Here is a 26,600-nt window from a genome sequence, read left to right as displayed (position 1 = left end):
CCATGCCCTGGCCGCCGCCGACGCACATGGTCTCCAGGCCGAACTGCTTGTCGTGCCACTGCAGCGAGTTGATGAGCGTGGTGGTGATCCGGGCACCGGTCATGCCGAAGGGGTGGCCGACCGCGATCGCGCCGCCGTTGACGTTCAGGCGGTCCAGGTCGATGCCGAGGTCGCGGTAGGAGGGGATCACCTGGGCCGCGAAGGCCTCGTTGATCTCGACCAGGTCGATGTCCGAGACCGACAGGCCGGCGCGCTTCAGGGCCTGCTTGGACGCCTCGACCGGGCCGAGGCCCATGATCTCGGGGGAGAGGCCGGAGACGCCGGTGGAGACGATCCGGGCCAGCGGGGTCAGGCCCAGCTCGCGGGCCTTGGTGTCCGACATGATGACGAGCGCGGCCGCGCCGTCGTTCAGCGGGCAGCAGTTGCCGGCGGTGACCAGGCCGTCGGGGCGGAAGACCGGGTTGAGGCTCTCCACGCCCTCGAGGGTGACGCCGGCGCGCGGGCCGTCGTCCTTGCTGACGACGGTGCCGTCCGGGGTCGTCACCGGGGTGATCTCGCGGGCCCAGAAGCCGTCCGCGATGGCCTTCTCGGCCAGGTTCTGGCTGCGGACGCCGAACTCGTCCATGTCGCGGCGGGTGACGCCCTTGAGCTGGGCGAGGTTCTCCGCGGTCTGACCCATGGCGATGTAGACGTCCGGGACGGTCTCGTCCTGGCGCGGGTCGTGCCAGGTCTGCCCGCCCTCGGCGAACTTCGCGGTCCGGGCCCGGGCCGCGTCGAAGAGCGGGTTCATGGTGTCCGGCAGGCCGTCCGAGCTGCCCTTGACGTAGCGGGAGACGGTCTCGACACCGGCCGAGATGAAGACGTCGCCCTCGCCGGCCTTGATCGCGTGCAGCGCCATGCGGGTGGTCTGCAGCGAGGAGGAGCAGTAGCGGGTGATGGTGCAGCCGGGCAGGTGGTCCATGCCCAGCTGCACGGCGACCACGCGGCCGAGGTTGTAGCCGGCCTCGCCGCCGGGCAGGCCGCAGCCCAGCATCAGGTCGTCGATCTCGCGCGGGTCGAGCTCGGGCACCTTGGCCAGCGCGGCGGCGACGATCTGCGCGGTCAGGTCGTCGGGACGGACGTCCTTGAGCGAGCCCTTCCCGGCCCGGCCGATCGGCGAACGGGCAGCGCTGACGATAACGGCTTCGGGCATCGTGGCTCCTGGAGATGCTGGAAGGGACGGCCGGCAGGCCTGCTGGTGAACAACGGAAGACAGGCCTGCCAGAAAGCTACTCCCTGGTAGGAGAGTCGTCAGCGCCCCGTCATTGTGAGCTGTCTGACGTAGACAGGGCCGGGTCCACCGCCGTGGCCGCGGCGGCCTTCGCCGGGACGTGGTTCACCTCGGGAGCGGCGCCGTTGCCGGGGGCGCCGAGCGGGCGGCGGGCCCGCCGCAGCAGCTGGGCCCAGTGACCCGCCGGGGCGACCTCGGTACCGCCGTGCGAGGCGGCGACGGCGGCGGCCTTGGCCAGCGAGTGCAGACCCTCGCCGCGCTGCTCCACGGGGATGTCCGGCCAGACCCCGAGCGCCGCGCAGAGCGTCGGCAGCATCGCCATCGCGGCGGTGGCGTAGCCCTGGGCGGACGGGTGGTAGCGGTCGGAGGCGAACATCTCGTGCCGGCCGCGGAACTCCTGGCCGAGCAGGTCGCCGAGCGAGACGCTGCGCGCGCCGGCCTCGACGACGGTGATCGCCTGCGCGGCGGCCAGCTGGCGGCTGGCGCGCCGGGCCAGCCAGCGCAGCGGCGGGCGGACCGGCTCGATGGTGCCGAGGTCGGGACAGGTGCCGACGACCACCTCGGTGCCGAGCGCGCGCAGCTGCTTCAGCGTGTCGCCGAGCAGCCGGACCGCGGTGGCGCGCTTGGTCATCTGGGTGACGTCGTTGGCGCCGATCATGATCAGGGCCAGCTCCGGGCCATCCGGGCCGGTCAGCTTCAACAGCACGTCCATCTGCCGGGCCAGGTCCTCCGAGGTCGCCCCGTTGGCGGCGACCACGAAGAGGTCGACCGGGCGCTCGGCGACGGAGGCGATCCCGGTGGCGAGCAGCGCGCCCGGCGTCTCCCGGCCGCGGTCCACGCCGAAGCCGGCCGCGGTGGAGTCGCCGAGGACGGCGAAGCGCAGCGGTCTGGCGTCGGCCGCGGCGAAGGCCGTTCCGTAGCGGCCGTCGGCGCGTGGCGGCTCGCCCTTGAGGCTGTCCAGCTGGTGTTCCGCGATCTTCGCCTCGGCCAGCAGCAGGCTCACCAGCCCCACGCCCAGGAGGCCGATCCCGCCACCGCCGTACGCCGCGGCCGCGGCGATGCGTCGGGCAACTCGTGCTCGTGACATGACCACCCCCATGTGGGTCCGGCCCGTCTCCCTGGTTCCGCTCGTGGCGGTCCCGGTGGGATCCGGGGCATCTGCATCACTGCCTCAATACCCGGTAACGCCTGTGGGCGCGCTCGTGTTTCGGCCGAGCGCCAGGTCTTCGTGCATTCCGCCCGACCACCTCCGGCCCTGACCGCGCCCTGCCTTCGGCCCTGACCGGGCCCTGCGACCGAGTCTCCCCCATTACGCTGGCCCTGCGGAGTCGACAAACCGTGCGCTCCGCATCTTTCCCTCACACCGCTACACCGCGGAGGACCCCGTTGCGGTACCACGACTCGATCATCGACCTGGTCGGGAACACCCCCCTGGTCAAGCTGAACAAGGTGACCGAAGGCATCTCCGCCACGGTCCTGGCCAAGGTGGAGTACTTCAATCCCGGCGGTTCGGTGAAGGACCGCATCGCCATGAAGATGATCGAGGCCGCCGAGGCCTCGGGCGCGCTGAAGCCCGGGGGGACCATCGTCGAGCCCACCTCCGGTAACACCGGTGTCGGCCTGGCGATCGTGGCCCAGCAGAAGGGCTACAAGTGCATCTTCGTCTGCCCGGACAAGGTGTCCACCGACAAGATCAACGTGCTGCGCGCCTACGGCGCCGAGGTCGTGGTCTGCCCGACCGCCGTCGCCCCTGAGCACCCGGACTCCTACTACAACGTCTCCGACCGCCTGGTCCGCGAGACGCCGGGCGCCTGGAAGCCGGACCAGTACTCCAACCCGAACAACCCGGCCTCCCACTACGAGTCCACCGGCCCGGAGCTCTGGGAGCAGACCGAGGGCCGGATCACGCACTTCGTGGCGGGCGTGGGCACCGGCGGCACCATCTCCGGCACCGGCCGGTACCTCAAGGACGTCTCCGACGGCCGGGTCAAGGTCGTCGGCGCGGACCCGGAGGGTTCCGTCTACTCCGGCGGCACCGGCCGCCCGTACCTGGTCGAGGGCGTCGGTGAGGACTTCTGGCCCACCGCCTACGACCGCGACGTCGCCGACGAGATCGTGCCGGTGTCCGACAAGGACTCCTTCCAGATGACCCGTCGCCTGGCCAAGGAGGAGGGCCTGCTGGTCGGCGGCTCCTGCGGCATGGCCGTGGTGGCCGCGCTGGAGGTGGCCAAGCGCCTCGGCCCGGAGGACGTCGTCGTGGTGCTGCTGCCGGACTCCGGCCGCGGCTACCTGAGCAAGATCTTCAATGACGAGTGGATGCGCGACTACGGCTTCCTGGAGGAGGGCGGCGACGAGGCCCACGTCGGTGACGTGCTGGCCCGCAAGGACGCGCTGGAGCACGAGGGCATCCCGCAGTTCGTCCACGTGCACCCCGACGAGACCGTCGGCGAGGCCGTGCAGATCCTGCGCGAGTACGGCGTCTCGCAGATGCCGGTGGTCTCCCCGGGCGCCGGCCACCCGGACGTGATGGCGGGTGAGGTGATCGGCTCCATCGTCGAGCGCGACCTGCTGGAGGGTCTGTTCGCCCGCCGCTTCAGCCTGGAGGACCCGATCGGCACCCACATGTCGCCGCCGCTGCCGGTGGTCGGCTCGATGGAGTCGGTCACCAGCCTGATGACGGTCCTCGGCCGCGCCGACGCCGCGGTGGTGCTGGTCCAGGGCAAGCCGCAGGGCATCGTCACACGTCAGGACCTGCTGGCCTTCATGTCGCGTAAGTAGGTCCAATTGGTACGTAGGCGTCACGTACCGGCAGCACGTGGTTAACAACGCTCCGGCATTGTTCTTGTCAACGGCAAACAAGCCGAGCGTGGTGGCGGCGGGGAACGGAGCGGCTCCCTGAACCCGCGGTCACCAGGACGCGTCGGACGGCCCTGACCCGGCCGGCCGCGTCCAGCCCGTGGGGATCGCCGTCGTCCCGCCCCCGTCGCTCGCGACGGGGTGCGGCGCCCCCCGCGGCACCAGCTCCGCGTTCCCGGGTGGGGGAACAGGACGGAGACAGCAGGGCCGGCCCTTCGGGGCCGGCCCTGCTGGTGTTTCTGAGCTGGTGTTCTCAGGCCTGGGTGCGGCGGCGGGCGACGACCAGGGCCGCGCCGACCAGCAGGCAGCCCGCGCCGCCGACCGCGTAGGGGGTTCCGTCGGGGCGCACCGAGCCGGCCGGGGCGAACGCGGTGCTGCTGCTCGCCGAGGCGTGGAAGTGAGAGGCCGACGACGAGCCTGACGTCGCGTAGGGGGCCACCGCGAGCGTCAGCGCGGTGCCGATGCCGGCCGCGACGGCGGTGATGGTGAGATGACGGCGACCCACGGGCGCTCCTACGACGTACGACTGCCGTTGATCACGGCTTCTCGCGCTGGTCCGGACGATGCTAATCACCTTTCACACCGTTTGGATAGGCTCGGCCCATGACTACTGAGAGCGGCTCGCCGCGGTACATCCGGCTGCAGATCGAGCTGATCGCCGAGATCGTCGACGAGAAGGCGCTCCAGGCCGCCGCCCTGGAGCAGGTTCAGAACGACGAGTACCTGGAGGACGACGAGCGAGCCGAGGCGATCGAGGCGATCAACCTCGACCCGAGCGGCGCCGTCGCCCACTTCATCGACCCCGTCGCGCTGGTGGAGAACATCCCCGGTATCGAGCTGGCCGAGGCCGGCTGGGAGACGCAGCCCGTCGACTACGACGCCGAGGCCGAGGAGTGGGAGCCGTTCGAGGCGGGCGCGGAGGACTGACGGCCTGAGCGACCGCCGGCTGACCATCCGCCAGATGAGTGGTGCCTGAGAAGTCCGAATTGGGCGTTATCGTCAGTCCTGTTTAGGGTGATATTCGCACCATCATCCGAGGGCAGGAGCACAGGCCATGGCGACAGCAGCGAACTGGACCCGGCGATCCGTGGTCGCGGGCATGGTCGGGACACCGATGCTGCTGATAGCCGGCTGCACGGGCGGATCCGGCTCCAAGGGCTCCGGCGGCGGGGGATCGTCGCCGGCAGCCTCCAGGGCGACGGTGACGGTCACTCCGAAGGACGGGGCCACGGGCGTCGACATGACCGCCCCGGTCACCGTCCGGGTGGCCCAGGGCACGCTGGAGGAGGTGACCCTGACCGGCCCCGGCGGCAAGCACATAGCCGGCCGGCTCACCCCCGACCGCGCCGGATGGACCAGCGACGCCCCGCTCTCCTCCAGTGCCGGCTACAAGCTGGCCGCGGTCACCAAGGACTCCGCCGGCACCACCGCGACCGCCGCCGCCGCGTTCACCACCGGCAAGCCCGCCAAGACCCTCGTCGGCACCTACACCCCCGACGACAAGATGACGGTCGGGGTCGGCATGCCGGTCTCGATCACCTTCGACAACGTGGTGACGAACAAGGCCGCCGTGCAGAAGGCCATCACCGTGACGGCCGAACCGCCGGTCGAGATCGTGGGCCACTGGTTCGGCGACAGCCGGCTCGACTTCCGCCCGCAGCAGTACTGGAAGCCCGGCACCAAGGTCACCGTCAAGCTGGCCCTCAAGGACGTCGAGGCCTCCAAGGGGCGCTTCGGCACCCAGGCCAGGACAGTCACCTTCACCGTCGGCCGCAGCCAGACCAGCGTCGCCGACCTCGGCAGCCACCAGCTCACCGTGACCCGCGACGGCAAGGTCACCGGCAGCTTCCCGATCTCCGGCGGCAGTCCGGAGCACACCACCTGGGCGGGCAAGATGGTCATCTCCGAGAAGCTGCTGCAGACCCGGATGGACTCACGCACCGTCAACCTGGGCGGCGAGTACGACATCGCCGACGTCCCGCACGCGCAGCGGCTGACCAACTCCGGGACCTTCATCCACGGCAACTACTGGTCCTACGGCACCTTCGGCAACGTCAACACCAGCCACGGCTGTGTCGGCCTGCACGACGTGCAGGGCGCCTCGGACCCGAGCACGCCCGCCGCGCAGTTCTACAACAGCTCGCTGGTGGGCGACGTGGTCGAGGTCGTCAACTCCGGCGACCGCACCGTCGACCCGGCCAACGGCCTGAACGGCTGGAACATGGACTGGTCCACCTGGAAGGCCGGCAGCGCGGTCTGACCCCGGCGCCGCTACGGGCCGGTGGGCGGCGGCAGGTGCAGCGGCGTGCGCAGGTTCTCGTAGTCCGCGGTGGCGGGGGCGTAGGTCTGCGTGCCGCTGCCGATCTGGGACTGCCAGGCGTCGGAGCTGGTGACCAGCACCGCGGTCTCCTGCGCCCGGGAAGCCTCCTCGGCATCGGAGGCGGCCAGGGTACGCAGCGCCGCGGGCAGGTCCGCGGACGCGCCCCGCGGCGGGTTCGCCGCCAGCGCGGAGAGCGCCGCGCTCTCCGCGCCGTCGGCGGCGCTGAGCCGCCGCTCCAGCGTGGCGGCGATCTTCCAGCTGCTGCCCGGTACGTCGTGCAGCTTGACCCGGAGCAGCACCGACTCGTTGGTCAGCCCCAGCACCTGACGCTGCACCGGGCTCAGCCCGCCGGCGTCGAGGGCGTCGCCGTCCATCGACGTGTGGTCGACGTGGGTCAGCACGCAGACGGCCCCGCGCATGCCCTGGTCCCAGCTGGCCTGGGTGGGGTAGTAGATCCGCAGCCGGGTGGACAGGTTCAGGCGCCCGGCGTCGGGGACCGCCAGGGCCGCGTCGCCGACGCAGCCCAGCACCGACTGCTCGGAGGCGGCGTCCTGCCCGGGGTAGCTGGAGCCGAGACCGTGGTGGGCGACGACCTGACCGTCGTGGGCCTGCGCGCAGCTCGCGACGTCGACGCCCTGCGCGGTGTCGGTGCCGTCGTGGTAGGTGAAGCAGGTCCCGGCGCCGAAGGAGCTGAGCGGCCCCTGCTGGGAGCCGATCACGGCCGCCGTCGCGATGATCCCCACCATGCCGAGCGCCGTCCATGCCGCGCACAGCGACAGCGCGACCACGGCCAGCCGACGGCCGCGCAGCCGCAGCCGCTGGGTGCGGAACAGCGCGACGATCCCCAGCACCACGCCCACCGGCACCAGCGCCACCGCGGACGCGACCAGCGCGCACACCGCGGCCGCGCTCAGCTTCGCCGGAGCGGGCGGAGGCGCGTCGGGATACGGGGGAGCCTGCGGAGCCGAGGCCGAGGGCGGCGGGGTCTGCGTCACCCGCGCGAGAGTAGTCGATCCGTTCGACCGCGTCCGCCGACAGCCTCTTACGCTCGCGGGGCCGCGCCGAGCGCGTCCGCGGCGGCGCGTCGGCCGCGTCGGGGGCGCCGCGCAGGGCGAGCAGCAGGTCGAGGTCCGAGCGTCCGGGCACCGCGGTGCCGCGCGGGACGCTGCCGTAGAGGTAGGCGCTGTGCAGCCGTGAGGCGGCGTCGGCGGGATCGCCGAAGCCGGCCCGGATCCCCTCCCGTCCGGCCGCCACGACCGGCTCGAACGCCGCCGGCACCCGCCCCAACGCGCCCTCGCGCGCGAGCGTCCCGTCCTCGTCCAGCCCGCGGTCGTACGCCTCGTCCATGGTCGGGGAGTCCGCCCGAATGTCCGCTCCGGCGCGGCACACCACCCCGCGGGGGTTGCCTGTCCCGCGGCAACGGGCACGACCCCCTGCCGCGGACTACGCTCAGGCCTCATGAGCGAGCACGAGCAGCATCACTACGCCTTCGAGACTCTGGCCATCCATGCCGGGCAGGAGGCGGACCCGCAGACCGGGGCCGTGGTCACCCCCATCTACCAGGTCTCCACCTACAAGCAGGACGGCGTCGGCGGCCTCCGCGGCGGCTACGAGTACAGCCGCTCCGCCAACCCCACCCGCACCGCGCTGGAGGAGAACCTCGCCGCGCTGGACGGCGGCAGACGAGGTCTCGCCTTCGCCTCCGGGCTGGCCGCCGAGGACACTCTGCTGCGCACGGTCACCAAGCCCGGTGACCACATCGTCATCCCCAACGACGCCTACGGCGGCACCTTCCGGCTCTTCTCCAAGGTGCTCTCGCGCTGGGGCGTCGAGTGGTCGGTCGCCAACACCCACGACCCCGAGAGCGTGCGCGCCGCGGTCCGCCCGAACACCAAGGTGATCTGGACGGAGACGCCCAGCAACCCGCTGCTCGGGATCGCCGACATCTCTGCGCTCGCGCACATCTCGCACGACACCGGCGCGCTGCTGGTGGTCGACAACACCTTCGCCAGCCCCTACCTGCAGCAGCCGCTCGCGCTCGGCGCGGACGTGGTCGTGTACTCGACCACCAAGTACATGGGCGGCCACTCCGACGTCGTCGGCGGCGCGCTGGTGACCGACGACGCCGCGCTGGGCGAGGAGTTGGCGTACCACCAGAACGCGATGGGCGCGGTGGCCGGGCCGTTCGACTCCTGGCTGGTCATGCGCGGCATCAAGACCCTCGGTGTCCGGATGGACCGTCACAGCGCCAACGCCGCGCGGATCGCGGAGTTCCTGACCGGCCACCCGAAGATCGCCCAGGTGCTCTACCCGGGCCTGCCGGAGCACCCCGGCCACGAGATCGCGGCCAAGCAGATGCGCGCCTTCGGCGGCATGGTCTCCTTCCGCCACCGCGACGGCGAGGAGGCGGCGGTCCAGGTCTGCAACCGGGCCGAGCTGTTCACCCTCGGCGAGTCCCTCGGCGGCGTCGAGTCGCTGATCGAGCACCCGGGCCGGATGACCCACGCCTCGGCGGCGGGCTCCGCGCTGGAGGTGCCGAACGACCTGGTCCGGCTCTCCGTCGGCATCGAGTCCGTCGACGACCTGCTGGCGGACCTGCAGCGCGCGCTCGGCTGACGACGTCGATCGAGGCGCACCGGCCGTCAGGGCCGGTGCGCCTCGATGGACTGGTTGAAGCGGGTCAGCAGCGCCACGAAGGTCTCCCGGTCCTCCGCCGGCCAGTCGGCCAGCAGCACCCGCATCAGGTCCTGCCGCGAGCCGCGGACCTCCTCCAGCCGCTGCCGCCCCCGCGCGGACAGCTCCAGCAGCACGGCCCGGCCGTCGTCGGGGTTGGGCACCCGGTCCACCAGGCCGCAGTCGACCAGCGGGGCGACCTGACGGGTCACCGTGGACGAGTCGATGCCCATCGCCTGGGCCAGCGCCTTGACGCCCACGGCGCCGGTCCGGTCCAGCCGGTGCAGCAGCAGGAACGCCGCCCGGTCCATGGAGTTGCGCTGCTCGCCGAGCGCGCCGATCCGTGCCTGCTCGACCCGGCGCGCGAAGATCGCGACCTGGTACTGGAGCTGGTCGTACAGCTCGGCGGAGGCGGGGTCCCGGGCGAGCTCCGGGGCGCTGTCATCGGGCATCGAAATCGTCGCGTTCTGTCGTTCGGCTGAGCTCTCCGAGCGTATCCGCGCCAGGCCCTAGGCTGAACCCATGAACGCCTGGCCGATCACCCTCGACGACGTGCGAGGGGCCCACAAGATGCTCTCCGGTCTCGCCCGGATCACCCCGATGGAGAGCAGCCGCTACCTCTCCTCGCTGATCGGCGCCCCGGTCCAGCTCAAGTGCGAGAACCTGCAGCGCACCGGTTCGTTCAAGCTGCGTGGCGCCTACGTGCGGATCGCCGGGCTCTCGCCCGCCGAGCGCGCGGCCGGCGTGGTCGCGGCGAGCGCGGGCAACCACGCGCAGGGCGTGGCGCTCGCGGCGAACACGCTCGGGGTCCGCTCCACCGTCTTCATGCCCGTCGCCGCGCCGCTCCCCAAGGTCGCCGCGACCCGCGACTACGGCGCGGACGTCCGCCTGGTCGGCGACCACTTCGACGCGACGCTGGAAGCGGCGCTGCAGTACGCCGAGACGACCGGCGCGGTCTTCATCCACCCGTTCGACCACCCCGACATCGTGGCCGGGCAGGGCACCGTCGGCCTGGAGATCCTGGAGCAGTGCCCCGAGGTGCGGACCATCCTGGTCGGCACCGGCGGCGGCGGTCTGCTCGCGGGAGTGGCCACCGCGGTCAAGCAGGTGCGCCCCGACGTGCGGGTGATCGGCGTCCAGGCGGCCGACGCGGCCGCGTACCCGCCGTCGCTGCGGGCCGGACGCCCGGTGACGCTGGAGAAGTGCGCGACGATGGCCGACGGCATCCAGGTCCGCCGACCCGGGGACATCCCGTTCCAGATCATCAACCAGCTCGCGGACGGGGTGCTGACCGTCAGCGAGGACGCGCTGGCGCGCGCCCTGCTGGTCTGCCTCGAACGTGCCAAGCTCGTCGTCGAGCCGGCGGGTGCGAGCCCGGTGGCGGCGCTGCTGGAGCACGGCGCGGAGATCGAGGGCCCGGTCGTCGCGGTCCTCTCCGGCGGCAACATCGACCCGCTGCTGATGCAGCGGGTCCTGCGCCACGGCATGGCGGCCGCAGGCCGCTACCTGTCGCTCCGCCTCCGCATCAACGACCGCCCGGGCGCGCTGGCCGACCTGCTCAGTGTGCTGTCGCGCACGGACGCCAACGTGGTGGACGTCGCCCACGTCCGCACCGACCCCAAGCTCGGCATCGGCGAGGCCGAGGTCGACCTCCACCTGGAGACCAAGGGCACCGAGCACTGCGCCTCCGTGGTCGGCGAACTCCGGGAGGCCGGCTACGTGGTCTTGTCGCAGGCATAGCGGTTCCCCGCGCCCCTGTCGGTGCTGCCGCATACCCTTGGGGAGATCGCACAGATGATCTCCGAGGGGAGTCGGGTCGATGAGCGAGGCAGCCATCTCCGCCGAGGGGCTGGTGCGGACCTTCGGGGACGTGCGGGCGCTCGACGGTGTGGATCTGGACGTGCCGGAGGGCACCGTGCTGGGGCTGCTCGGCCCCAACGGGGCCGGGAAGACCACGACGGTGCGCGTGCTCACCACGCTGCTGCGTCCCGACTCCGGGCGGGCCACCGTCGCCGGCGTCGACGTGCTGAAGCACCCGGACAAGGTCCGCAGCCTCATCGGCCTGTCCGGGCAGTACGCCGCGGTGGACGAGTACCTGACCGGGCAGGAGAACCTGCAGATGGTCGGCGAGCTCTACCAGATGTCCGCACGCGAGGCGAAGGCCCGGGCCAAAGAGCTGCTGGAGTGGTTCAATCTCGCCGACGCCGCGGGCCGGATCGCCAAGACCTACTCCGGCGGTATGCGCCGCCGCCTCGACCTGGCCGCCGCGCTGGTGGTCCGGCCGCCGGTGATGTTCCTGGACGAGCCGACCACCGGGCTGGACCCGCGCAACCGGATGGCGCTGTGGGAGGTCATCGAGCAGCTGGTCGCCGAGGGCACCACGCTGCTGCTGACCACGCAGTACCTGGAGGAGGCCGACCGGCTCGCCCACGACATCGCTGTCGTGGACCACGGCCGGGTGATCGCGCGCGGCACCGCGGACCAGCTGAAGGCGCAGATCGGCGGCGAGCGCGTCGAGGTCGTGGTGACGGACTCGGCCGCGCTGCCGCTGGCCGTGGACGCGCTCAGCCCCTATGCGATCGGTGAGCCCACCGTCGAGCCGCACACCCGCCGGATCACCGTGCCGGTGACCGGCGGCGCCCGGGTGCTCGCGGACGTGATCCGGGAGCTGGACGCACGCGAGATCCTGATCCACGACATCGGGCTGCGCCGGCCCACCCTCGACGACGTCTTCCTCTCGCTGACCGGCCACGTGACCGAGTCCGACGAGGCCGTCGCCGAGACGGAGAGCCCCGAGGCGGAGACCGCGACCAGCAGGAAGAAGGCCCGGGTATGACCGCCACCACGCTCACCACCGGCGCCGCGCCGCGGCAGATCCGCGGCGGCGTCGTCGGGATGCTGCGCGACTCGTGGGTGGTCGCCAAGCGGAACCTGCGCCGGATGACCCGGATCCCCGAGATCGTGGTCTTCGGGCTGATGCAGCCGGTCATGTTCGTGCTGCTCTTCACCTACGTGATGGGCGGCGCGATCGCGGTGCCCGGCGGGGACAGCAACGCCTACAAGCAGTACCTGATGGCCGGCATCTTCGCGCAGACCGTCACCTTCGCCGTGGCCGGCGCCTCGGCGGGCATCGCGGAGGACATGACCAAGGGGCTGGTCGACCGGTTCCGGTCGCTGCCGATGGCCCGCTCCTCGGTGCTGGTCGGCCGCACCATCGCCGATCTGGTGCAGACCGCGTTCACCGTGCTGGTGCTGGCGATTGTGGCGTTCATCGTCGGGTGGCGGTTCAACAACGGCTTCCTGAAGGCGCTCGGCGCCTTCGCGCTGCTGCTCCTGCTCGGCTACGCCTTCTCCTGGATCGGTGCGCTGATCGGGCTCTCGGTGCGCAGCCCCGAGGCGGCCACCTCGGCCGGTCTGATCTGGCTGTTCCCGCTGACCTTCGTCTCGAACGCGTTCGTGCCGGTGTCGAGCATGCCGGGCTGGCTCCAGGCGGTCGCCTACTGGAACCCGTTCAGCGCCACCGTCCAGGCCTGCCGCGAGCTGTTCGGCAACCCGACGGGCGCGCCGACGAACTCGTGGCCGATGGAGCACGCCGTCTGGGTCTCGATCGGCTGGTCGCTGCTGATCATGGCGGTCTTCTCGTACCTGTCCGTACGCAAGTACCGCTCCGCGACGGCGTGAGCCGTCACGGAGCGGTACGGGTGGAGCAGCCGGGACTCAGCCCGGGAAAGCCGTCAGCCGGTGAAAGGCCGCGCGTCGGTGATCTTCACGTTCGCCTTGCGGCCGTTCGGGAGCTCGTAGGAGACGTCCGCGCCGACCTTCTGGCCGACGATCGCGCGGCCCAGCGGCGACTGCGGGGAGTAGACCTCGATGTCGCCGGACGCGGCCTCGCGCGAGCCGAGCAGGAAGGTCATGGTGTCGTCCAGGTCGCCGTCGAAGGCGATGGTCACGACCATGCCCGGACCGACGATGCCGTTGTCCGCCGGGGCCTCGCCGACCTTCGCGCGCTCCAGGAGCTGAGTGAGCTGGCGGATGCGCAGCTCCATCTTTCCCTGCTCCTCGCGCGCGGCGTGGTAGCCGGCGTTCTCCTTGAGATCGCCTTCCTCGCGGGCCTGCTCGATCTTCTGCGCGATCTCGTTGCGTGCCGGACCCGACAGGTGCTCCAGCTCGGCACGGAGCTGGTTGTACGCCTCCTGGGTGAGCCAGGTGACGTTGTCGCTGGTCTGGGTCACTGGTGCTCCTCGTAGGTACTGGGATACAAATCATCGCCCGCTCGGTCGGAACGGACGAAACCACAAGCCTAACAATTCCGGAGCGAAGAGTCAGGAGAGGCGGTCAGGAGCGGAAGCGGTCAGAGGCGGTCACGAGCAGCCGACGAGCTCGCCGGTGGTGCCGCGGGCGGTGGTCTTCAGCAGCACCGTGGTCTGCGCGTCGCCGCTGCCCTTGGGGATCGACACGCTGACCCGGCCGACCTCGTCGCCGTTCGCGTCGCGCGAGCGCACCGTGCAGGAGGCGGCCTGGTCGCTCGGCTTGCTCACCTGAAGAGTGATCCTGACCTCGTGGTCGGAGATCACCTGGAAGGTCTGCAGCTCGCCGTTGACGCTCTGGCCGGAGGCGTACTTGTAGCCGATCGCGGCGACCAGGGCGACCACCAGCGCGACCGTGACGTAGTAGACGCGCTTGCCGCGGGTGCGCGCCTGCTTCTCGTCGCGGCGGCCGTAGCGCCCCTCGGGCGGTCGCACCGGTCGTACGTCCGGAGTGGTATCCGCCATCGGACTTTGGCCTCCTTCAGGGGTTCCGCGCATGATCGCGGAATGAACGGCATACCCCCGTCCGTCACTATAGGAGTCTGTACCGAAGACGAAGGGCACAGGGGCAGTGACTGAGCAGTTGCGACTGATGGCGGTGCACGCGCACCCGGACGACGAGTCCAGCAAGGGCGCGGCCACCATGGCGATGTACGTGGCGCGCGGCGTCGACGTGCTCGTCGCCACATGTACGGGGGGCGAGCGCGGTTCGGTGCTGAACCCGAAGCTCCAGGGCGACCCGTGGATCGAGGAGAACATCCACGAGGTGCGGGCCAAGGAGATGGACGCCGCGCGGGAGATCCTCGGCGTCAAGCAGGCCTGGCTGGGCTTTGTCGACTCCGGCCTGCCGGAGGGCGACCCGCTGCCGCCGTTGCCGGAGGGGTGCTTCGCGCTCCAGCCGGTGGAGGTGGCCGCCGGTGCGCTGGTCAAGCTGATCCGTGAGTTCCGGCCGCACGTGATCACCACGTACGACGAGAACGGCGGCTACCCGCACCCCGATCACATCATGACCCACAAGATCACCATGCTGGCCTTCGACAAGGCGGGCGACCCGGACGCGTACCCCGAGGCGGGCGAGCCGTGGCAGCCGCTGAAGGTCTACTACAACCAGGGCATCTCCCTGGAGCGGATCAGGGCGCTGGACGCGGCGATGAACGCGCGCGGCCTGGAGTCCCCCTACAAGGAGTGGATCGCGCGCTGGGAGCAGTCGGACCGCGCGCCGCGCGAGATCACCACCCGGGTGCCCTGCGGCGACTTCTTCGAGGTCCGTGACAAGGCGCTGATCGCCCACGCCACGCAGATCGACCCGGACGGCCCGTGGTTCCGGGTGCCGCTGGACATCCAGCGCGAGGTGTGGCCGACGGAGGACTACGAGCTGGCCCGTTCGCTGGTCGACTCGTCGATCCCGGAGGACGACCTCTTCCAGGGGATCGCCGCCAAGATCCCCAACGGCGCCTGAGACGATGGACTCGTGAACACTGCCATGCACCCCGCCGCCACCGCTCTGCTCGCCCTGGACCAGAACAAGGTCACCCCGGGCATCCTCGGCTTCCTGGTCTTCGCCGCGCTCGGTGCGGGCACCTGGTGGATCCTCAAGTCGATGAACCGCTCGCTCGGCAAGGTCGACTTCGTGGAGGAGCCCGAGGCCGGCGCTCCCGAGGCCGCCGCGTCCGCGGAGAGCAAGAAGTAGCGCGAAGCACTCGCTATTGCGAATGACTTGCAACTAAATATCAACAGCCCCTACGGTGGATCGGCAGACGATCCGCGGAGGGGTGTATGGCTGTGCTTGAGGTGGGGACGATCGCGCGCATCAGGGGCGCTCTGACCCGGCGCGAGTGGGCCCGGCTGGGGGGCATGGCGGCGTTCGTCGTCGCGCTGCACGTCGTCGGCTGGGGCGTCCTGGCGTTGATCGTCGCCCCGCACCACTACAAGGTCGGCACCCAGGCCTTCGGCCTCGGCATGGGTCTGACCGCGTACACCCTCGGCATGCGCCACGCCTTCGACGCCGACCACATCGCGGCGATCGACAACACCACCCGCAAGCTGATGGGCGAGAAGAAGCGCCCGCTCTCGGTCGGCTTCTGGTTCTCCCTCGGCCACTCCTCCGTGGTCTTCGGCCTCTGCCTGCTGCTCTCCTTCGGCGTGAAGGCCCTGGCCGGCCAGGTCGAGAACGGCTCCTCCGCGCTGCAGAACATCGCCGGGACCATCGGAACCACCGTCTCCGGCACCTTCCTGATGCTGATCGCCGTCATCAACACCGTCGTGCTGGTCGGCATCGTCAAGGTGTTCCGGAGGATGCGCGGCGGCGACTTCAGCGAGACCGAGCTCGAGGAGCACCTGAACAAGCGCGGCTTCATGAACCGGATCCTGGGCCGGGTGACCAGGGCGGTCACCAAGTCCTGGCACATGTACCCGGTGGGCCTGCTGTTCGGCCTCGGCTTCGACACCGCGACGGAGGTCTCGCTGCTGGTGCTCGCGGGTGGCGCGTCGGCGTTCTCGCTGCCCTGGTACGCGATCCTGACCCTGCCGATCCTGTTCGCGGCCGGCATGTCGCTGCTGGACACGATCGACGGCTCGTTCATGAACTTCGCCTACGAGTGGGCCTTCTCGCAGCCGGTCCGCAAGGTCTACTACAACATCACCATCACCGGTCTCTCGGTGGCCGTGGCCGTGATCATCGGCGGCATCGAGCTGACCGGCCTGCTGGCCGAGAAGCTGAACATCAGCGGTGGCGTGATCGGCTGGATCGCCGGGCTGGACCTGAACAACGTCGGCTTCGTGATCGTCGGGCTCTTCGTGCTCACCTGGGTGGTGGCCCTCGCCGTCTGGCGCCTGGGCCGGGTCGAGGAGAAGTGGGCCCTGGCGCCCGCCGTCGAGGAGTAGGACTTTCGTCAGCCCCAGGTCGGGACGTTGCACCGCAGATTCGCGGCGGGGTGCGGCGTGGGCCTGGAGGTATGCAGAAGCTGAGCGAGCGCACAGCAGCCGAAACGGAGCCCGTACCAGCGTCGCAGGACGACGCCCAGTACCGGCCCGGGAGGACCATCTCCGACTGGAAGCCCGAGGGCGAGGCGTTCTGGTTGACCCGGGGCCGCAAGGTCGCCGCCCGGAACCTGTGGATCTCCGTGCCGGCGCTGCTGCTCGGCTTCGTGGTCTGGCAGGTCTGGTCGGTCACCGTGGTGAACCTCCAGGCCGTCGGATTCCCGTACAGCGCCTCGCAGTTGTTCTGGCTCACCGCCGTGCCCGGGATCACCGGCGGCACGCTGCGGATCGTCTACACCTTCGCCATGCCGCTGGTCGGCGGGCGCAGGTGGATTGCGTTCAGCACCCTCGTGCTGGTCGCGCCGCTGCTCTGGCTCGGCTTCGCGGTGCAGGACACCTCGACGCCGTACTCGGTGATGCTGGTGATCGCCGCCTACGGGTTCTTCTTCATCCCGGCGATGTTCGCGAACTTCTCGGTGACGTCAGCGCTGTGGACGTTCGTGGGGTGCTACGGCACCTGCCTGGCCGTCTGCTGGTGGCGCTACGCGCGCCGGGGCGCGGTGGATCCGAGCTGAACAGCCGTGGGCGCGAGGCGGAACCTCGCGCCCACGGCCGGTGCAGGTCAGTGGTGGAAGCCGGTCCTGGGCGTCACGCCGTGCTCGGTGCCCGGGCTCGGCTGGGCCTGGAGCTCGGGGATGAGCCGGGCCAGGTCGTTCAGGAGCATGTCGGCCAGGTCGACGGTGAACCCGTTGCGGATGACGATGCGGATGACCGCAAGGTCGGTCCGGTTCTCCGGGAAGGTGTACGCCGGGACCAGCCAGCCGCGTTCGCGGAGCCTGCGGGAGACGTCGAACACGTCGAAGGAGGTCACGTCGTCTGTCGTGGTGAAGGCGAAGACCGGCAGCTCGTCGCCCCGGGTCAGCAGCCGGAAGGGGCCGAGGGCGGCGATGCCCTCGGCCAGGCGGATGGCGACGTCGCGGCTCGCCTGCTGGACGGCTGTGTAGCCGGCTCGCCCCAGACGGAGGAAGTTGTAGTACTGGGCGATCACCTGGGCGCCCGGCCGCGAGAAGTTGAGGGCGAAGGTCGGCATGTTGCCGCCGAGGTAGTTGACCCGGAAGACCAGTTCCTCCGGGAGCGCCTCCGCGTCGCGCCACAGCGCCCAGCCGACACCGGGGTAGACCAGGCCGTACTTGTGGCCGGAGGTGTTGATCGAGGCGACCCGCGGCAGACGGAAGTCCCAGAGCAGGTCCGGGTCGAGGAAGGGGGCGATCATGCCGCCGGACGCGCCGTCGACGTGGACGGGGACGTCGAGGCCGGTACGTGCCTGCAACGCGTCCAGCGCGTCGCAGATCTCCTTGACCGGCTCGAAGCTGCCGTCGAAGGTCGAGCCGAGCACGGCGACGACACCGATGGTGTTCTCGTCGACCAGGGCCAGTGCGGACTCCGCGTCGAGGTGGAAGCGGTCGCCCTCCATGGGGGCGAGACGGCACTCGACCTCCCAGAAATTGCAGAACTTCTCCCAGCAGACCTGGACATTGGCGCCCATCACCAGGTTCGGACGGGCGGTGCCGTTGTCGTACTTCTCCCGGTTGCGCTGCATCCAGCGGCGCTTGAGGGCCATCCCGGCCAGCATGCAGGCCTCGCTGGAACCGGTGGTGGAGCAGCCCACGGCCTGGGTGGGATCCGGCGCGTGCCACAGGTCCGCGAGGATGTTCACGCAGCGGCGCTCGAATTCGGCCGTCTGGGGATACTCGTCCTTGTCGATCATGTTCTTGTCGAGGCACTCGCCGATCAGCTCGGTCACCTGCGGGTCCATCCAGGTGGTCACGAAGGTGGCGAGGTTGAGCCGCGCGTTGCCGTCGAGCAGGAGCTCGTCGCGGATCAGCTGATGGGCGATCGGGGCCGGGAGCGGGCCCGGCGGGAGTTGGCTCTTGGGGACCGCCTGCTCCATCCCGTTGAGGAGGTCCTCCACCCCGGTCACCTGCGGGAGTTCCAGTCGCTTCTGCTTGTCCTGTCCCTGATGCAACGCCATGCCGTCCAGCCTAGGCACGGTCGCGCGCCTCGGCGCAACGAAACGCTTGCTTCGAGTGCACTCCGAGGAGTCTGGACGGGGACCATGGCGCACACGCAGCCCTGACCTGGGCGTTCGGGCACCGGCCACCGGTGACCGGTCCATGACCTGTCCCTCCGCCGCGTGCGCACGCCAGCATGGGATCAGTTCGTTGTCGTCTACGGGGAGTTGAGTCCATGTCTGTTCGACGTTGGAAGGCCGCGCTCGGCGCGGCGGCGCTGGCGCTCGTGTCGGCCGCCGTGGCGCCGGCGACCGCCGACGCCGCGCCCGCGCACCACCACTCCACGCAACACCACTACTACGTCGAGATCGGCGGGACCGGCGCGCAGGCCCCCGCGCCCGCCTGCACCTACTCGTACTACTACGCCAACAAGGAGCTGCACGGCGGCATCCCGGTGCCGGTCTGCTACCCGGCCAGCGGCGGCCCGTTCGTCGGCAGCCACAACGAGGTGCCCGCGCCGCTGGCGCCCAGCTTCAACGACAGCGTGCACCAGGGCTACGTGAACGCCCTGGCCGCGCTGGAGAAGGCCTACCACGCCGACCCCACGGCCCGGTTCACCGTCGCGGGCTACTCCCAGGGCGCGTGGGTCGGCGACCTGGTGCTGCAGACGATCGCGGCCAACCGCACCGACATCCCGCGCTCGCACGTCGACGGGATGCTCTGGTCCGACCCGATGCAGCCCGGCACCGGCTTCTGGCACCTGCTGCCGCGCGGGATCTGGCTGCCGCTCGTCGCCCCCTCCCCGGGCACCGGGCCGGTCGGCTTCCCCGGCATGCACGTGCGGCGCTTCTGCATCCACACCGACGGGATCTGCGACGCGACCTCCCTCGCCTCCGTCCCGGGCTTCCTGAAGGAGCACCCGCGCTACCAGTTGCCCGGCAACGTCATGCCGGACACCATCGGCCACGACGGCGGCGACGGCATCGTCTGGTACCCGGCCACGACCTGATCCGGACTCACGGGTGACGGCCCGTTCAGCCGACCCGGCCCGCGATCGGGCGGGCCGTGGGAAGCGGACGGAGATCCGGTAGGGCGAGCAGGACCGGGGGATCGGTCGGCCTCCTGGGGCGCAGGCGCAGCGACACGCGCAGGTCCCTGGGAGCGCCGACCGTCACCGCGTCGCGCCGGTCCACGAACAGCGGCTGGTCGGTGCGTCGGTCCGGCCCGGTGGCGCGCGTGGAGGCGACGGCGTGGACGAACCACGTGCCGGGCGGGACGTCCGGCAGGACGCAGTCGAAGGGGTGGCCGTAGGCCGCGTCGATGATCTTCGCGGCGATCGGCGGGCTCTGCAGGATCGGGGTCGGGAAGACCCCTACGTACACCCGCAGGCCCGAGCAGTTCTCCGACGGGTGCAGACCGACCGCGGTGCCCTCCGCGAGGTGACGGAACTGGCTCGGCGGCATTCCGACGCTCTGCGTGAAGTAGTTGGTGAATGAGCCGAGGCTCTGATAGCCGACGGCTGACGAGATGTCCGTGATGGTCCTCGGGGTGTCGACCAGCATGCGCTTTGCCTGGTGGATGCGGACCGCCGAGAGAAACCGGCCGGGGGTGACGCCGGTGATCTCGCGAAATGTGCGAGCGAAATGGAAACGGCTCAGCAGGGCGCTCTTGGAGAGTTCGTCCAGCGAGACCGGCTCGCTGTACCGCTCCCAGATGTGCTCGATTGCGCGCTCTATGGATTCACGGGTGGCGGCGTGGGCCTCGGGCACTGCCCGGCGCTTGGCTGCTGTCACGACCGCCATACTGCGCCGCCGCGGTCTCGCCCCGGCCGGGCACGGCTCGTGCCGGGCTCGAACGGGGGTGGAATTCCTCCCGCGGGACGGGCGTCAGCAATATGGGATATGGCTCGGCCGCTCCGCCCGGCGCACGCTGAGAAGCATGTGAGGGCCCGTCATCAGCGCCGGCGGAATCTGTCGGCGTGAACGAGGCGGCGGAGAGGAATTCCAAATGGACGAGGTCCGGAACGTTCTGACGCCGGTGGTCGATCAACTGCTGAAGCCGTTCGGTCAGGTCGCCGAAACCGAGCTGCAGAGTGTGACCGCCATCCATGAAAGATATCCCGGGATAGCCAAATTCCGTGATCAGCTCGGTGACACGCCGCTCGTCGAGGTCCCGTCGACGCCCGGTGGCGCGACGATCCTCGCGAAGTGCGAATGGGGAAACCCGGCGGGCTCGGTCAAGGACCGCGTCGCCTACGCGCTGGTCTGCGAGGCGATCCGGCGCCACGGGGACCGGCCGGCGGAGGATCTCCGGCTGGTGGAGTACTCGGGTGGGAACCTGGGTCTGGCGCTGTCGTATCTGTGTGCGGAGGCGGGAATCCCGCTGCGTCTGGTCGTGGCCTCGTTCACCTCGCAGAGCGTGCTGGACACCCTGCAGTCCCGTGGGACGGCGGTGGACATCGCTCCGGCCGAGGAGGGCTTCCTCGGCACGATCCGGCAGGCGATGCGGATCGCGGACGGCGACGGCGGCTGGCAGTTCCTGTTCCAGCACGTCAACGCCGCCAACCTGATCATGCACCAGGCGACCACGGGCACGGAGATCGTCAAGCAGCTGGACGGCCGCAAGCCGCACACCTGGGTCGCCGCCATCGGTACCGGCGGGACCCTCATCGGCGTGCTGAACATGCTGCGCACCGTCAACCCCGCCGTCCGGGCCGTGGGCGTCACGCCCGCGGAGTCCCCGTACGGGCACGGCGGCGCTCCGGCGGCCCCCCAGGGCCTGTGCGGCACCGGTGGACTCGGCTACGGCCTCAAGCAGCCGTTCGTGAAGGCTTATGAGAACGACGTCGCCGCGCACCAACAGGTCTCCTATCCGGAGGCACTCGAGGGCGCTGCGGAATTCTTCAGCCTGACCGGCACCCGGATCGGCACGTCCGCGTCGGCGAACTGGCTGGTCGCGCGCAAGATCGCCGCGCAGCTGCCGCCCGACGAGCACGTGGTGACCATGTTCGCCGACGCCGGAAATCCCGAGCAGTGGGGAGCGATTGGGAAATGACGACGACACCCGAGAAGCCGCAGGCGAGGCCCGCGCAGGTGCTGGAGCAGTTCCGGGATCTCGCGATCGGCCCGACCCGGTTCATGACCGTGTACGCGCTCTACGAGCTCGGGGTCCTGGACCAGCTCCGGAAGAGCGACGGCGCCGCGCTCTCGGCCGAACGGATCGCCGAGTCGGCCGGCGTCCGGCCCAGCGCCGTCGAGCAACTGATGCACCTTCTGGTCAAGGAGGACTTCGTCAGCTACGACGAGAGCCTCGGCGGCTACCGGGCCAGCGGTCTCGCCCTGCTCTCCGACGACGAGTTCGCCCGGGCCATGATCCTGATGACCATGATCAAAGAGGTCTGCCTGCGGCAGCTCTACCACCTGGCCGACAGCGTGCGGACGGGAACCGTGGTCGGCCTGGAGAAGGTCTTCGGGTTCCGCGGCGACCTCTACGAGGCGTGCCTCGAACACGAGGACCTCCATGCCGCGTGGTCCTCGATGATGAACCAGACGACCTCCCTGATCGACCCGTGGTTCTTCGAGAACGTCGACATCGCGCACGGCAGCCGGGTGCTCGACCTCGCCGGGCACACCGGGCTCGGCGCGATCCTGACGCGCACGTACAACCCGGGGAAGGACCTGCGGGTCGCCTGCTTCGACTTCCCGAAGAAGCAGGACGACGCGCTGGAGAACTTCCGCGCGCACGGCGAGGAGGAGTTCTGCTCCTTCATCGGCGGTGACGTGTACGACGGCCTTCCCAAGGGCTTCGACGTCGTCCTGGTGAAGCACTTCCTGGACCAGCTCGGCAAGGAGAACGTCTTCCGGGTGCTCCGTGCGGTGTACGACTGCCTGGAGCCCGGCGGCCAGATCTACGCCCTGGTGCCGACCTACCCCGAGAACGTGAAGGACTCTAGCCAGGCGGACTTCTTCCCGGCCTACTTCCTCGGCTGCAGCACGGCCGAGGGCGGTCCGCAGAAGGCCTCCACCTACCAGCAGTGGCTGGAGGAGTGCGGCTTCACCTCTGTGGAGGTGATCACGCACGAGGGGGACGAGCGGCCTCCCGAGATGATCCACGTGCACAGCATTCTTCGCGGAGTGAAGGAATAGCCGGTGAAGAAGCGCATCCTGCTGGTGCACACCCGGTCCGGTCCGCCCCTCGACTTCGCGCTGCCGCGGCTGGCCGCCCGGGCGGAGATCCACGTGCTCGCCTTCCGGCCGGTACCGGCCGGGGTGGAGGAGCTCTGCGCCTCGGTCATCCCCGCCCCTGAGCGGCCCCTGAAGGGGGACGAACTGGTCGACGCGATCGTGGCGGCGGCCGGCCAGGTCGGTGCGGACGCCCTGTGCGGCCTGTCGGAGTACACGGTGGTTCCGGTGGCACTCGCCGCCGAGAAGCTGGGCCTTCCCGGCCCCGGGGCGGGGGCGGCGTCCTCGCGCGACAAGCGACTGATGCGGGACGCCTGGGCGGAGGCCGGAGTGCCGCAGCCGGCGTACCGGGCGGTGGCTTCGGCGGAGGACCTGCGCCGCGCGTTCCGCGAGCTGCAGCCGCCGCTCCTGCTGAAGTCGGCGTGGGGCGCCGGTTCGGCCGCGCAGCTCGTCATCTCCGCCGAGGAGCAGATCGGTCCGGCCTGGGACGAGGCGACGGCGGTGATGAGGACGTCGGACGCGGCGAACGTCTCGATGCTGGAGGCGCCGGACGCGGCGGAGAGCGACTTCCTCGCCGAGGAGATCATCCCGGGGACGACCCGGTCCTGGTGGGAGGACGGAAGCGGCTACGGCGACTACCTGAGCGTGGAGGGGATCGTCGTCGAGGGTGTCTACCACCCGGTCTGCGTCACGTCGAGGCTCCCGACGATCCCGCCCTTCATGGAGCTCTGCAACATCGCGCCGTGCGTACTCCCGGCGCCGCTGCAGCGTGCGATCGAGTCGGTGGCGCGCGCCTCGGTCGACGCCCTCGGGCTGCGCACCTGCGGTACCCACACCGAGATCAAGCTGATGGAGGACGGTGGGCTCGCGCTGATCGAGTCCGCCGGACGGTTCGGCGGCGCCTCGATCCTCGCGCAGATCGAGCACGTCTACGGCTGCGATCTGGTCGGGATGCTGGCGGACGCGCTGCTCGGCCTCCCGGTCGACCCGCCGGCCTCCATGCTGACCCCCGACGACGCCACGGGGGCCGCGTGCACGCTGTCCCTGCTCGCCACGAACGCGGTGGGGGAGCCGTGGTCGAAGGACCTGGTCTGGGACAGCCGCGTGGTCGACTGGCCGTCTCTGGTGAGTCCCGGCACGCGCGTCGAGACCGTGTCGGCCCTGACGGTCCCGGACGGGACGCCGATGCCGACCTACGAGCCCAGCGGCGGGAAGTTGGGGATCGGCGGAGTTCTCTACCTGACGTCGACGGACGCCGCGACGCTCGTGCACGACGCGTACGCGGTGCTGAACGGTCTGGAGGACGCGTTGGCGCGCGGACACCACGAGCAGACTGCGGTTCCGGCCGGCCATGACATGGGAGTTGAGTAGATGAGCGGCATCGACATCCGGCGCATCGGCGGCCGCATAGGCGCCGAGATCACCGGCATCGACCTGAGCGCCTCGATCTCGGACCAGCTGTTCTCCGAGATCAAGCAGGCGTTCCTTGATCACAAGGTGCTGTTCTTCCGTGATCAGGACATCACCGACGAACAGCAGTTGGCCTTCGCCGGCCGCTTCGGGCCGCTCACCCACCAGCATCCGCTGATGCGGACCGCGGAGCAGAGCGCGCAGGTCCTCGTCGTGGACGGGGAGGACCAGCGGGCCAACCACTGGCACTGCGACATCAGCTTCACCGAGACCCCGTCGCTGGGAACCACGCTGCGGAGCGTGGTGCTGCCGCCGTACGGCGGAGACACGCTGGTGGCGAGCGGCGAGGCCGGATACCGGGAACTCCCCGCCGAGCTGCGGGAGATCGCCGACCGACTGTGGGCGGTGCACACCAACCGGGCGGAGCAGCCGCGGCTGGGCACCGAGCGTGGTGACGCGGTGCGCCGGGCGTTCCTGGCCAAGCGGTTCGAGACCGCGCACCCGGTCGTCCGGGTCCACCCGGAGACCGGTGACCCCGCGCTGTTCCTCGGCGGCTTCGCCCAGCGACTGGTGGGCATGACCCTGCGGGAGTCGCGGCCGATCATCGACGTGCTGCAGTCGTACACGCTGCGTCCGGAGAACCAGGTCCGGTGGAACTGGCGGCTCGGCGACGTGCTCATCTTCGACAACCGCTGCACGCAGCACTACGGCGTCGACGACTACGACGGCCACCAGCGGCTGCTGCACCGGGTCTCGGTCACCGGCGACGTGCCGGTCGGCCTGGACGGCAAGCGCAGCTACACGATCCATGCCGGCGACGAGGACGAGGGAGGGCAGTAGACATGGCGACGCCCGACTCCTTCGCCCGGCGGCTCCGCGCCCGCGAGCAGCTCGCCGGCTACTGGATCTCGTGCGACAACCCGGTCGCGGTCGAACGCATCGCCCGGCTCGGCTACGACTACATCGGGGTCGACGGCCAGCACGGCGTGCTGTCGCAGCCTGGTTGGAGCGCCGCGATGATGGCGGTGGACGCGGGAGCGCGCGCGGCGGGCGTGATCCGCGTTCCCTCCGTGGATCCCGTCGCCATCGGTGCCGCTCTGGACACCGGAGCGCGGGGCGTGATCGTGCCCATGGTCGAGTCGCCCGAGCAGGCGGAGATCGCGGTGCGGGCGACCAGGCACTGGCCCGCCGGCACCCGCAGCCTGGCCGGCCCCGTGCGCGCGCAGTTCCGGCTCGGCGACGTCCCGGCCGAGATCGACGAGGGCGTGGTCTGCATCGTCATGATCGAGACGCTGGCCGCCATCAACGACCTCGAGAAGATCTGCGCGACCCCGGGCCTGGACGCCGTCTACCTGGGACCGGCCGACCTGTCGGTGGCGCTCGGGGGACGGTACTTCGGTGACCCCGCGGTGCAGCCCGCCCTGCAGGAGGCGACCACCGCCATCGCGGATGCGGCACGGAACGCGGGCATCGCCGCCGGCATCCACTGCATGGACGGGGAGAGCGCGGCCCGCGCGCTGTCGGGCGGTTTCACCTTCGCCACGATCTCCAGCGACATCACCCACCTGGAACAGGCCGCGGCCGCGCACCTGGCGGCAGCCCGAGGGGCGGGAGTCTCATGAGCGCCGAAGGTCGGATCCACCAGTCCATGGAGGAGCTCGTCGGCGGCACCCCGCTGCTCCAGTACCGGCTGCCGGGCGTGCCCGAGGGCGTGCGGACGCTCGCGAAGCTGGAGATGCTGAACCCGCTCGCCAGCGTCAAGGACCGCGCGGTGCTCTACATGTTCCGTGCCGCCCAGGAGTCGGGGGAGCTGAAGGAGGGCGGGACGGTGATCGAGTGCTCGTCCGGGAGCACCGGCATCTCGCTCGCCGCGCTCTGCCTCGTGCACGGTCTGCGCTGCGTCATCGTCATGCCGGACAACGCCACCGTGGAGCGGCAGTTGATCCTGCGCAAGCTGGGGGCTGAGATCAAGTTCGTGCCCCACGGCGACGGGCTGCTGGCCGCCTGGGCGTACGCGGAGTCCCTGCAGAAGTCCATCCCCGGCTCCTGGCTGCCCCATCAGGACACCAACCCCGCCAACGTGCTGGCGCACTACGAGACCACCGGTCCCGAGCTGTGGCGGGACACCGCGGGCGAGATCGACGTGCTGGTCTGCGGTGTCGGCACCGGCGGGACGCTGACCGGGGTGGCGCGATTCCTCAAGGAACGACGCGACGTCCACGTGGTCGCGGTCGAGCCCACCAGGTCGGCCGTGATCTCGGGAGGCGAGCCGGGACCGCACGGCATTCCCGGGATCGGGGCGGGCTACGTCTCGGAGATCACCGACCTCTCGCTCGTCAACGAGGTCATCGCGGTGTCGGACGACGACGCGGCCGCCACGAGCCGGGAGATCACCCAGGCCACCGGACTGCTCGCCGGGATATCGGCGGGGGCGGCGGCACACGCCGCCCGCATCCTGTCCAGGCAGCCGCGATGGTCCGAGGCGACGATCGTCGCGGTGTTTCCCGATTCCGGTGAACGCTATCTTTCGGTCGGCTCGGATTGACGCGTATTCAGTTCCCGGCCACCGCCCGGACGACAGCGCAGACCGCT

General features: G+C 70.6%; 27 protein-coding genes. 18 read left to right on the top strand and 9 right to left on the bottom strand.

What is annotated here, in order from left to right; genetic code table 11:
- Together DN069_RS18400 and DN069_RS18395 are read right to left on the bottom strand one after the other, a co-directional pair.
- Positions 1 to 1,192, bottom strand: a 1,192-nt coding sequence (locus DN069_RS18400) for an acetyl-CoA C-acetyltransferase (RefSeq protein ID WP_111502112.1), incomplete at its 3' end; no start/stop codon positions are given.
- A 109-nt stretch (positions 1,193 to 1,301) separates the two neighbouring features.
- Positions 1,302 to 2,357, bottom strand: a complete 1,056-nt coding sequence (locus DN069_RS18395) for an SGNH/GDSL hydrolase family protein (protein WP_243639395.1) — start codon at positions 2,355 to 2,357, stop codon at positions 1,302 to 1,304.
- Between the two features lie 299 nt (positions 2,358 to 2,656).
- On the opposite strand from DN069_RS18395, the gene DN069_RS18390 reads away from it, so the two are divergent.
- Complete coding sequence (locus DN069_RS18390; protein WP_111502111.1) at positions 2,657 to 4,048, top strand: cystathionine beta-synthase; 1,392 nt, start codon at positions 2,657 to 2,659, stop codon at positions 4,046 to 4,048.
- A 331-nt stretch (positions 4,049 to 4,379) separates the two neighbouring features.
- On the opposite strand, the gene DN069_RS18385 is transcribed toward DN069_RS18390, so the two are convergent.
- Complete coding sequence (locus tag DN069_RS18385) at positions 4,380 to 4,631, bottom strand: hypothetical protein (RefSeq protein WP_111502110.1); 252 nt, start codon at positions 4,629 to 4,631, stop codon at positions 4,380 to 4,382.
- Positions 4,632 to 4,729: 98 nt separating this feature from the next.
- Between DN069_RS18385 and DN069_RS18380 the strand changes: the two genes are divergently transcribed.
- Together DN069_RS18380 and DN069_RS18375 are read left to right on the top strand one after the other, a co-directional pair.
- Complete coding sequence (locus DN069_RS18380; RefSeq protein WP_111502109.1) at positions 4,730 to 5,053, top strand: hypothetical protein; 324 nt, start codon at positions 4,730 to 4,732, stop codon at positions 5,051 to 5,053.
- A 127-nt stretch (positions 5,054 to 5,180) separates the two neighbouring features.
- Positions 5,181 to 6,386 carry a L,D-transpeptidase gene (locus tag DN069_RS18375; RefSeq protein WP_111502108.1) on the top strand — a complete coding sequence of 402 codons (1,206 nt, stop codon included), beginning with the start codon at positions 5,181 to 5,183 and terminating at the stop codon, positions 6,384 to 6,386.
- An 11-nt stretch (positions 6,387 to 6,397) separates the two neighbouring features.
- Here DN069_RS18375 and DN069_RS18370 read toward each other — a convergent pair whose 3' ends face one another.
- Entirely contained in the window at positions 6,398 to 7,441 is a 1,044-nt protein-coding gene (locus DN069_RS18370; protein ID WP_133259959.1) for a septum formation family protein, read from the bottom strand.
- 463 nt (positions 7,442 to 7,904) lie between these two features.
- On the opposite strand from DN069_RS18370, the gene DN069_RS18360 reads away from it, so the two are divergent.
- A complete protein-coding gene (locus DN069_RS18360) occupies positions 7,905 to 9,062 on the top strand; it encodes a cystathionine gamma-synthase (RefSeq protein WP_111502106.1) in 1,158 nt (385 codons plus the stop codon).
- 26 nt (positions 9,063 to 9,088) lie between these two features.
- Here the strand turns inward: DN069_RS18360 and DN069_RS18355 are convergent, their stop codons facing one another.
- A complete protein-coding gene (locus DN069_RS18355; protein ID WP_111502105.1) occupies positions 9,089 to 9,571 on the bottom strand; it encodes a MarR family winged helix-turn-helix transcriptional regulator in 483 nt (160 codons plus the stop codon).
- Positions 9,572 to 9,641: 70 nt separating this feature from the next.
- Here DN069_RS18355 and ilvA point away from each other — a divergent pair, with 70 nt between their 5' ends.
- The 3 genes from ilvA (at position 9,642) to DN069_RS18340 (ending at position 12,800) form a co-directional block, all read left to right on the top strand.
- Positions 9,642 to 10,859: a threonine ammonia-lyase gene (gene ilvA / locus DN069_RS18350; RefSeq protein WP_111502104.1), complete on the top strand. Its 1,218-nt coding sequence runs from the start codon at positions 9,642 to 9,644 to the stop codon at positions 10,857 to 10,859.
- A 79-nt stretch (positions 10,860 to 10,938) separates the two neighbouring features.
- Positions 10,939 to 11,955, top strand: a complete 1,017-nt coding sequence (locus DN069_RS18345; RefSeq protein WP_111502103.1) for an ATP-binding cassette domain-containing protein — start codon at positions 10,939 to 10,941, stop codon at positions 11,953 to 11,955.
- On the top strand, positions 11,952 to 12,800 hold the full coding sequence (locus DN069_RS18340) for an ABC transporter permease (protein WP_111502102.1): 849 nt from the start codon (positions 11,952 to 11,954) through the stop codon (positions 12,798 to 12,800). The genes DN069_RS18345 and DN069_RS18340 overlap by 4 nt, the downstream gene beginning before the upstream one ends.
- 53 nt (positions 12,801 to 12,853) lie before the next feature.
- On the opposite strand, the gene greA is transcribed toward DN069_RS18340, so the two are convergent.
- Both greA and DN069_RS18330 read right to left on the bottom strand, forming a co-directional pair.
- Positions 12,854 to 13,351, bottom strand: a complete 498-nt coding sequence (gene greA / locus DN069_RS18335; protein WP_111502101.1) for a transcription elongation factor GreA — start codon at positions 13,349 to 13,351, stop codon at positions 12,854 to 12,856.
- A gap of 129 nt (positions 13,352 to 13,480) precedes the next feature.
- Positions 13,481 to 13,891, bottom strand: coding sequence for a DUF4307 domain-containing protein (locus tag DN069_RS18330; protein WP_165845538.1), 411 nt, complete (start codon positions 13,889 to 13,891; stop codon positions 13,481 to 13,483).
- A 106-nt stretch (positions 13,892 to 13,997) separates the two neighbouring features.
- On the opposite strand from DN069_RS18330, the gene mca reads away from it, so the two are divergent.
- From mca to DN069_RS18310, 4 genes are all read left to right on the top strand, one after another.
- The gene (mca, locus tag DN069_RS18325; protein WP_111502100.1) at positions 13,998 to 14,885 is read left to right on the top strand and encodes a mycothiol conjugate amidase Mca; all 888 of its coding nucleotides are present in this window, start codon (positions 13,998 to 14,000) and stop codon (positions 14,883 to 14,885) included.
- A 12-nt stretch (positions 14,886 to 14,897) separates the two neighbouring features.
- Positions 14,898 to 15,116 carry a hypothetical protein gene (locus DN069_RS18320; RefSeq protein ID WP_424556298.1) on the top strand — a complete coding sequence of 73 codons (219 nt, stop codon included), beginning with the start codon at positions 14,898 to 14,900 and terminating at the stop codon, positions 15,114 to 15,116.
- An 86-nt stretch (positions 15,117 to 15,202) separates the two neighbouring features.
- On the top strand, positions 15,203 to 16,309 hold the full coding sequence (gene nicT, locus DN069_RS18315; RefSeq protein ID WP_207892188.1) for a Nickel transporter NicT: 1,107 nt from the start codon (positions 15,203 to 15,205) through the stop codon (positions 16,307 to 16,309).
- Positions 16,310 to 16,380: 71 nt separating this feature from the next.
- Positions 16,381 to 16,980, top strand: coding sequence for an MFS transporter (locus tag DN069_RS18310; protein ID WP_207892187.1), 600 nt, complete (start codon positions 16,381 to 16,383; stop codon positions 16,978 to 16,980).
- Positions 16,981 to 17,027: 47 nt separating this feature from the next.
- On the opposite strand, the gene gad is transcribed toward DN069_RS18310, so the two are convergent.
- On the bottom strand, positions 17,028 to 18,437 hold the full coding sequence (gene gad / locus DN069_RS18305) for a glutamate decarboxylase (RefSeq protein WP_111502098.1): 1,410 nt from the start codon (positions 18,435 to 18,437) through the stop codon (positions 17,028 to 17,030).
- A gap of 215 nt (positions 18,438 to 18,652) precedes the next feature.
- Here gad and DN069_RS18300 point away from each other — a divergent pair, with 215 nt between their 5' ends.
- A complete protein-coding gene (locus DN069_RS18300; RefSeq protein WP_111502097.1) occupies positions 18,653 to 19,426 on the top strand; it encodes a PE-PPE domain-containing protein in 774 nt (257 codons plus the stop codon).
- A gap of 25 nt (positions 19,427 to 19,451) precedes the next feature.
- Here the strand turns inward: DN069_RS18300 and DN069_RS18295 are convergent, their stop codons facing one another.
- Complete coding sequence (locus DN069_RS18295; RefSeq protein WP_165845537.1) at positions 19,452 to 20,210, bottom strand: helix-turn-helix domain-containing protein; 759 nt, start codon at positions 20,208 to 20,210, stop codon at positions 19,452 to 19,454.
- A 214-nt stretch (positions 20,211 to 20,424) separates the two neighbouring features.
- Here DN069_RS18295 and DN069_RS18290 point away from each other — a divergent pair, with 214 nt between their 5' ends.
- Genes DN069_RS18290 through DN069_RS18265 form a run of 6 tightly spaced genes read left to right on the top strand, consistent with a single transcriptional unit; the run spans position 20,425 to position 26,553 of the window.
- Positions 20,425 to 21,471 carry a PLP-dependent cysteine synthase family protein gene (locus DN069_RS18290; protein ID WP_111502095.1) on the top strand — a complete coding sequence of 349 codons (1,047 nt, stop codon included), beginning with the start codon at positions 20,425 to 20,427 and terminating at the stop codon, positions 21,469 to 21,471.
- On the top strand, positions 21,468 to 22,562 hold the full coding sequence (locus DN069_RS18285) for a methyltransferase (protein ID WP_111502094.1): 1,095 nt from the start codon (positions 21,468 to 21,470) through the stop codon (positions 22,560 to 22,562). The genes DN069_RS18290 and DN069_RS18285 overlap by 4 nt, the downstream gene beginning before the upstream one ends.
- A gap of 3 nt (positions 22,563 to 22,565) precedes the next feature.
- Positions 22,566 to 23,969: an ATP-grasp domain-containing protein gene (locus DN069_RS18280; RefSeq protein ID WP_111502093.1), complete on the top strand. Its 1,404-nt coding sequence runs from the start codon at positions 22,566 to 22,568 to the stop codon at positions 23,967 to 23,969.
- A complete protein-coding gene (locus DN069_RS18275) occupies positions 23,970 to 24,848 on the top strand; it encodes a TauD/TfdA dioxygenase family protein (RefSeq protein ID WP_111502092.1) in 879 nt (292 codons plus the stop codon).
- Positions 24,849 to 24,850: 2 nt separating this feature from the next.
- On the top strand, positions 24,851 to 25,630 hold the full coding sequence (locus DN069_RS18270) for an HpcH/HpaI aldolase family protein (protein ID WP_111502091.1): 780 nt from the start codon (positions 24,851 to 24,853) through the stop codon (positions 25,628 to 25,630).
- On the top strand, positions 25,627 to 26,553 hold the full coding sequence (locus DN069_RS18265; RefSeq protein ID WP_111502090.1) for a PLP-dependent cysteine synthase family protein: 927 nt from the start codon (positions 25,627 to 25,629) through the stop codon (positions 26,551 to 26,553). The genes DN069_RS18270 and DN069_RS18265 overlap by 4 nt, the downstream gene beginning before the upstream one ends.
- The last annotated feature ends 47 nt before the right edge of the window (positions 26,554 to 26,600 follow it).

This window comes from Streptacidiphilus pinicola (assembly GCF_003258295.1).
GTDB lineage: Bacteria > Actinomycetota > Actinomycetes > Streptomycetales > Streptomycetaceae > Streptacidiphilus > Streptacidiphilus pinicola.
This window is presented reverse-complemented; position numbering and strand designations above follow the sequence as displayed.

Bases quoted from the DNA above. Each gene is read 5' to 3' on its own strand.
- DN069_RS18395 (WP_243639395.1), bottom strand. From the start codon at position 2,357: ATGTCACGAGCACGAGTTGCCCGACGCATCGCCGCGGCCGCGGCGTAC.
- DN069_RS18380 (WP_111502109.1), top strand. From the start codon at position 4,730: ATGACTACTGAGAGCGGCTCGCCGCGGTACATCCGGCTGCAGATCGAG.
- DN069_RS18375 (WP_111502108.1), top strand. From the start codon at position 5,181: ATGGCGACAGCAGCGAACTGGACCCGGCGATCCGTGGTCGCGGGCATG.
- DN069_RS18360 (WP_111502106.1), top strand. From the start codon at position 7,905: ATGAGCGAGCACGAGCAGCATCACTACGCCTTCGAGACTCTGGCCATC.
- DN069_RS18355 (WP_111502105.1), bottom strand. From the start codon at position 9,571: ATGCCCGATGACAGCGCCCCGGAGCTCGCCCGGGACCCCGCCTCCGCC.
- ilvA (WP_111502104.1), top strand. From the start codon at position 9,642: ATGAACGCCTGGCCGATCACCCTCGACGACGTGCGAGGGGCCCACAAG.
- DN069_RS18345 (WP_111502103.1), top strand. From the start codon at position 10,939: ATGAGCGAGGCAGCCATCTCCGCCGAGGGGCTGGTGCGGACCTTCGGG.
- DN069_RS18340 (WP_111502102.1), top strand. From the start codon at position 11,952: ATGACCGCCACCACGCTCACCACCGGCGCCGCGCCGCGGCAGATCCGC.
- DN069_RS18330 (WP_165845538.1), bottom strand. From the start codon at position 13,891: ATGGCGGATACCACTCCGGACGTACGACCGGTGCGACCGCCCGAGGGG.
- nicT (WP_207892188.1), top strand. From the start codon at position 15,203: ATGGCTGTGCTTGAGGTGGGGACGATCGCGCGCATCAGGGGCGCTCTG.
- DN069_RS18310 (WP_207892187.1), top strand. From the start codon at position 16,381: ATGCAGAAGCTGAGCGAGCGCACAGCAGCCGAAACGGAGCCCGTACCA.
- gad (WP_111502098.1), bottom strand. From the start codon at position 18,437: ATGGCGTTGCATCAGGGACAGGACAAGCAGAAGCGACTGGAACTCCCG.
- DN069_RS18300 (WP_111502097.1), top strand. From the start codon at position 18,653: ATGTCTGTTCGACGTTGGAAGGCCGCGCTCGGCGCGGCGGCGCTGGCG.
- DN069_RS18290 (WP_111502095.1), top strand. From the start codon at position 20,425: ATGGACGAGGTCCGGAACGTTCTGACGCCGGTGGTCGATCAACTGCTG.
- DN069_RS18285 (WP_111502094.1), top strand. From the start codon at position 21,468: ATGACGACGACACCCGAGAAGCCGCAGGCGAGGCCCGCGCAGGTGCTG.
- DN069_RS18275 (WP_111502092.1), top strand. From the start codon at position 23,970: ATGAGCGGCATCGACATCCGGCGCATCGGCGGCCGCATAGGCGCCGAG.
- DN069_RS18270 (WP_111502091.1), top strand. From the start codon at position 24,851: ATGGCGACGCCCGACTCCTTCGCCCGGCGGCTCCGCGCCCGCGAGCAG.
- DN069_RS18265 (WP_111502090.1), top strand. From the start codon at position 25,627: ATGAGCGCCGAAGGTCGGATCCACCAGTCCATGGAGGAGCTCGTCGGC.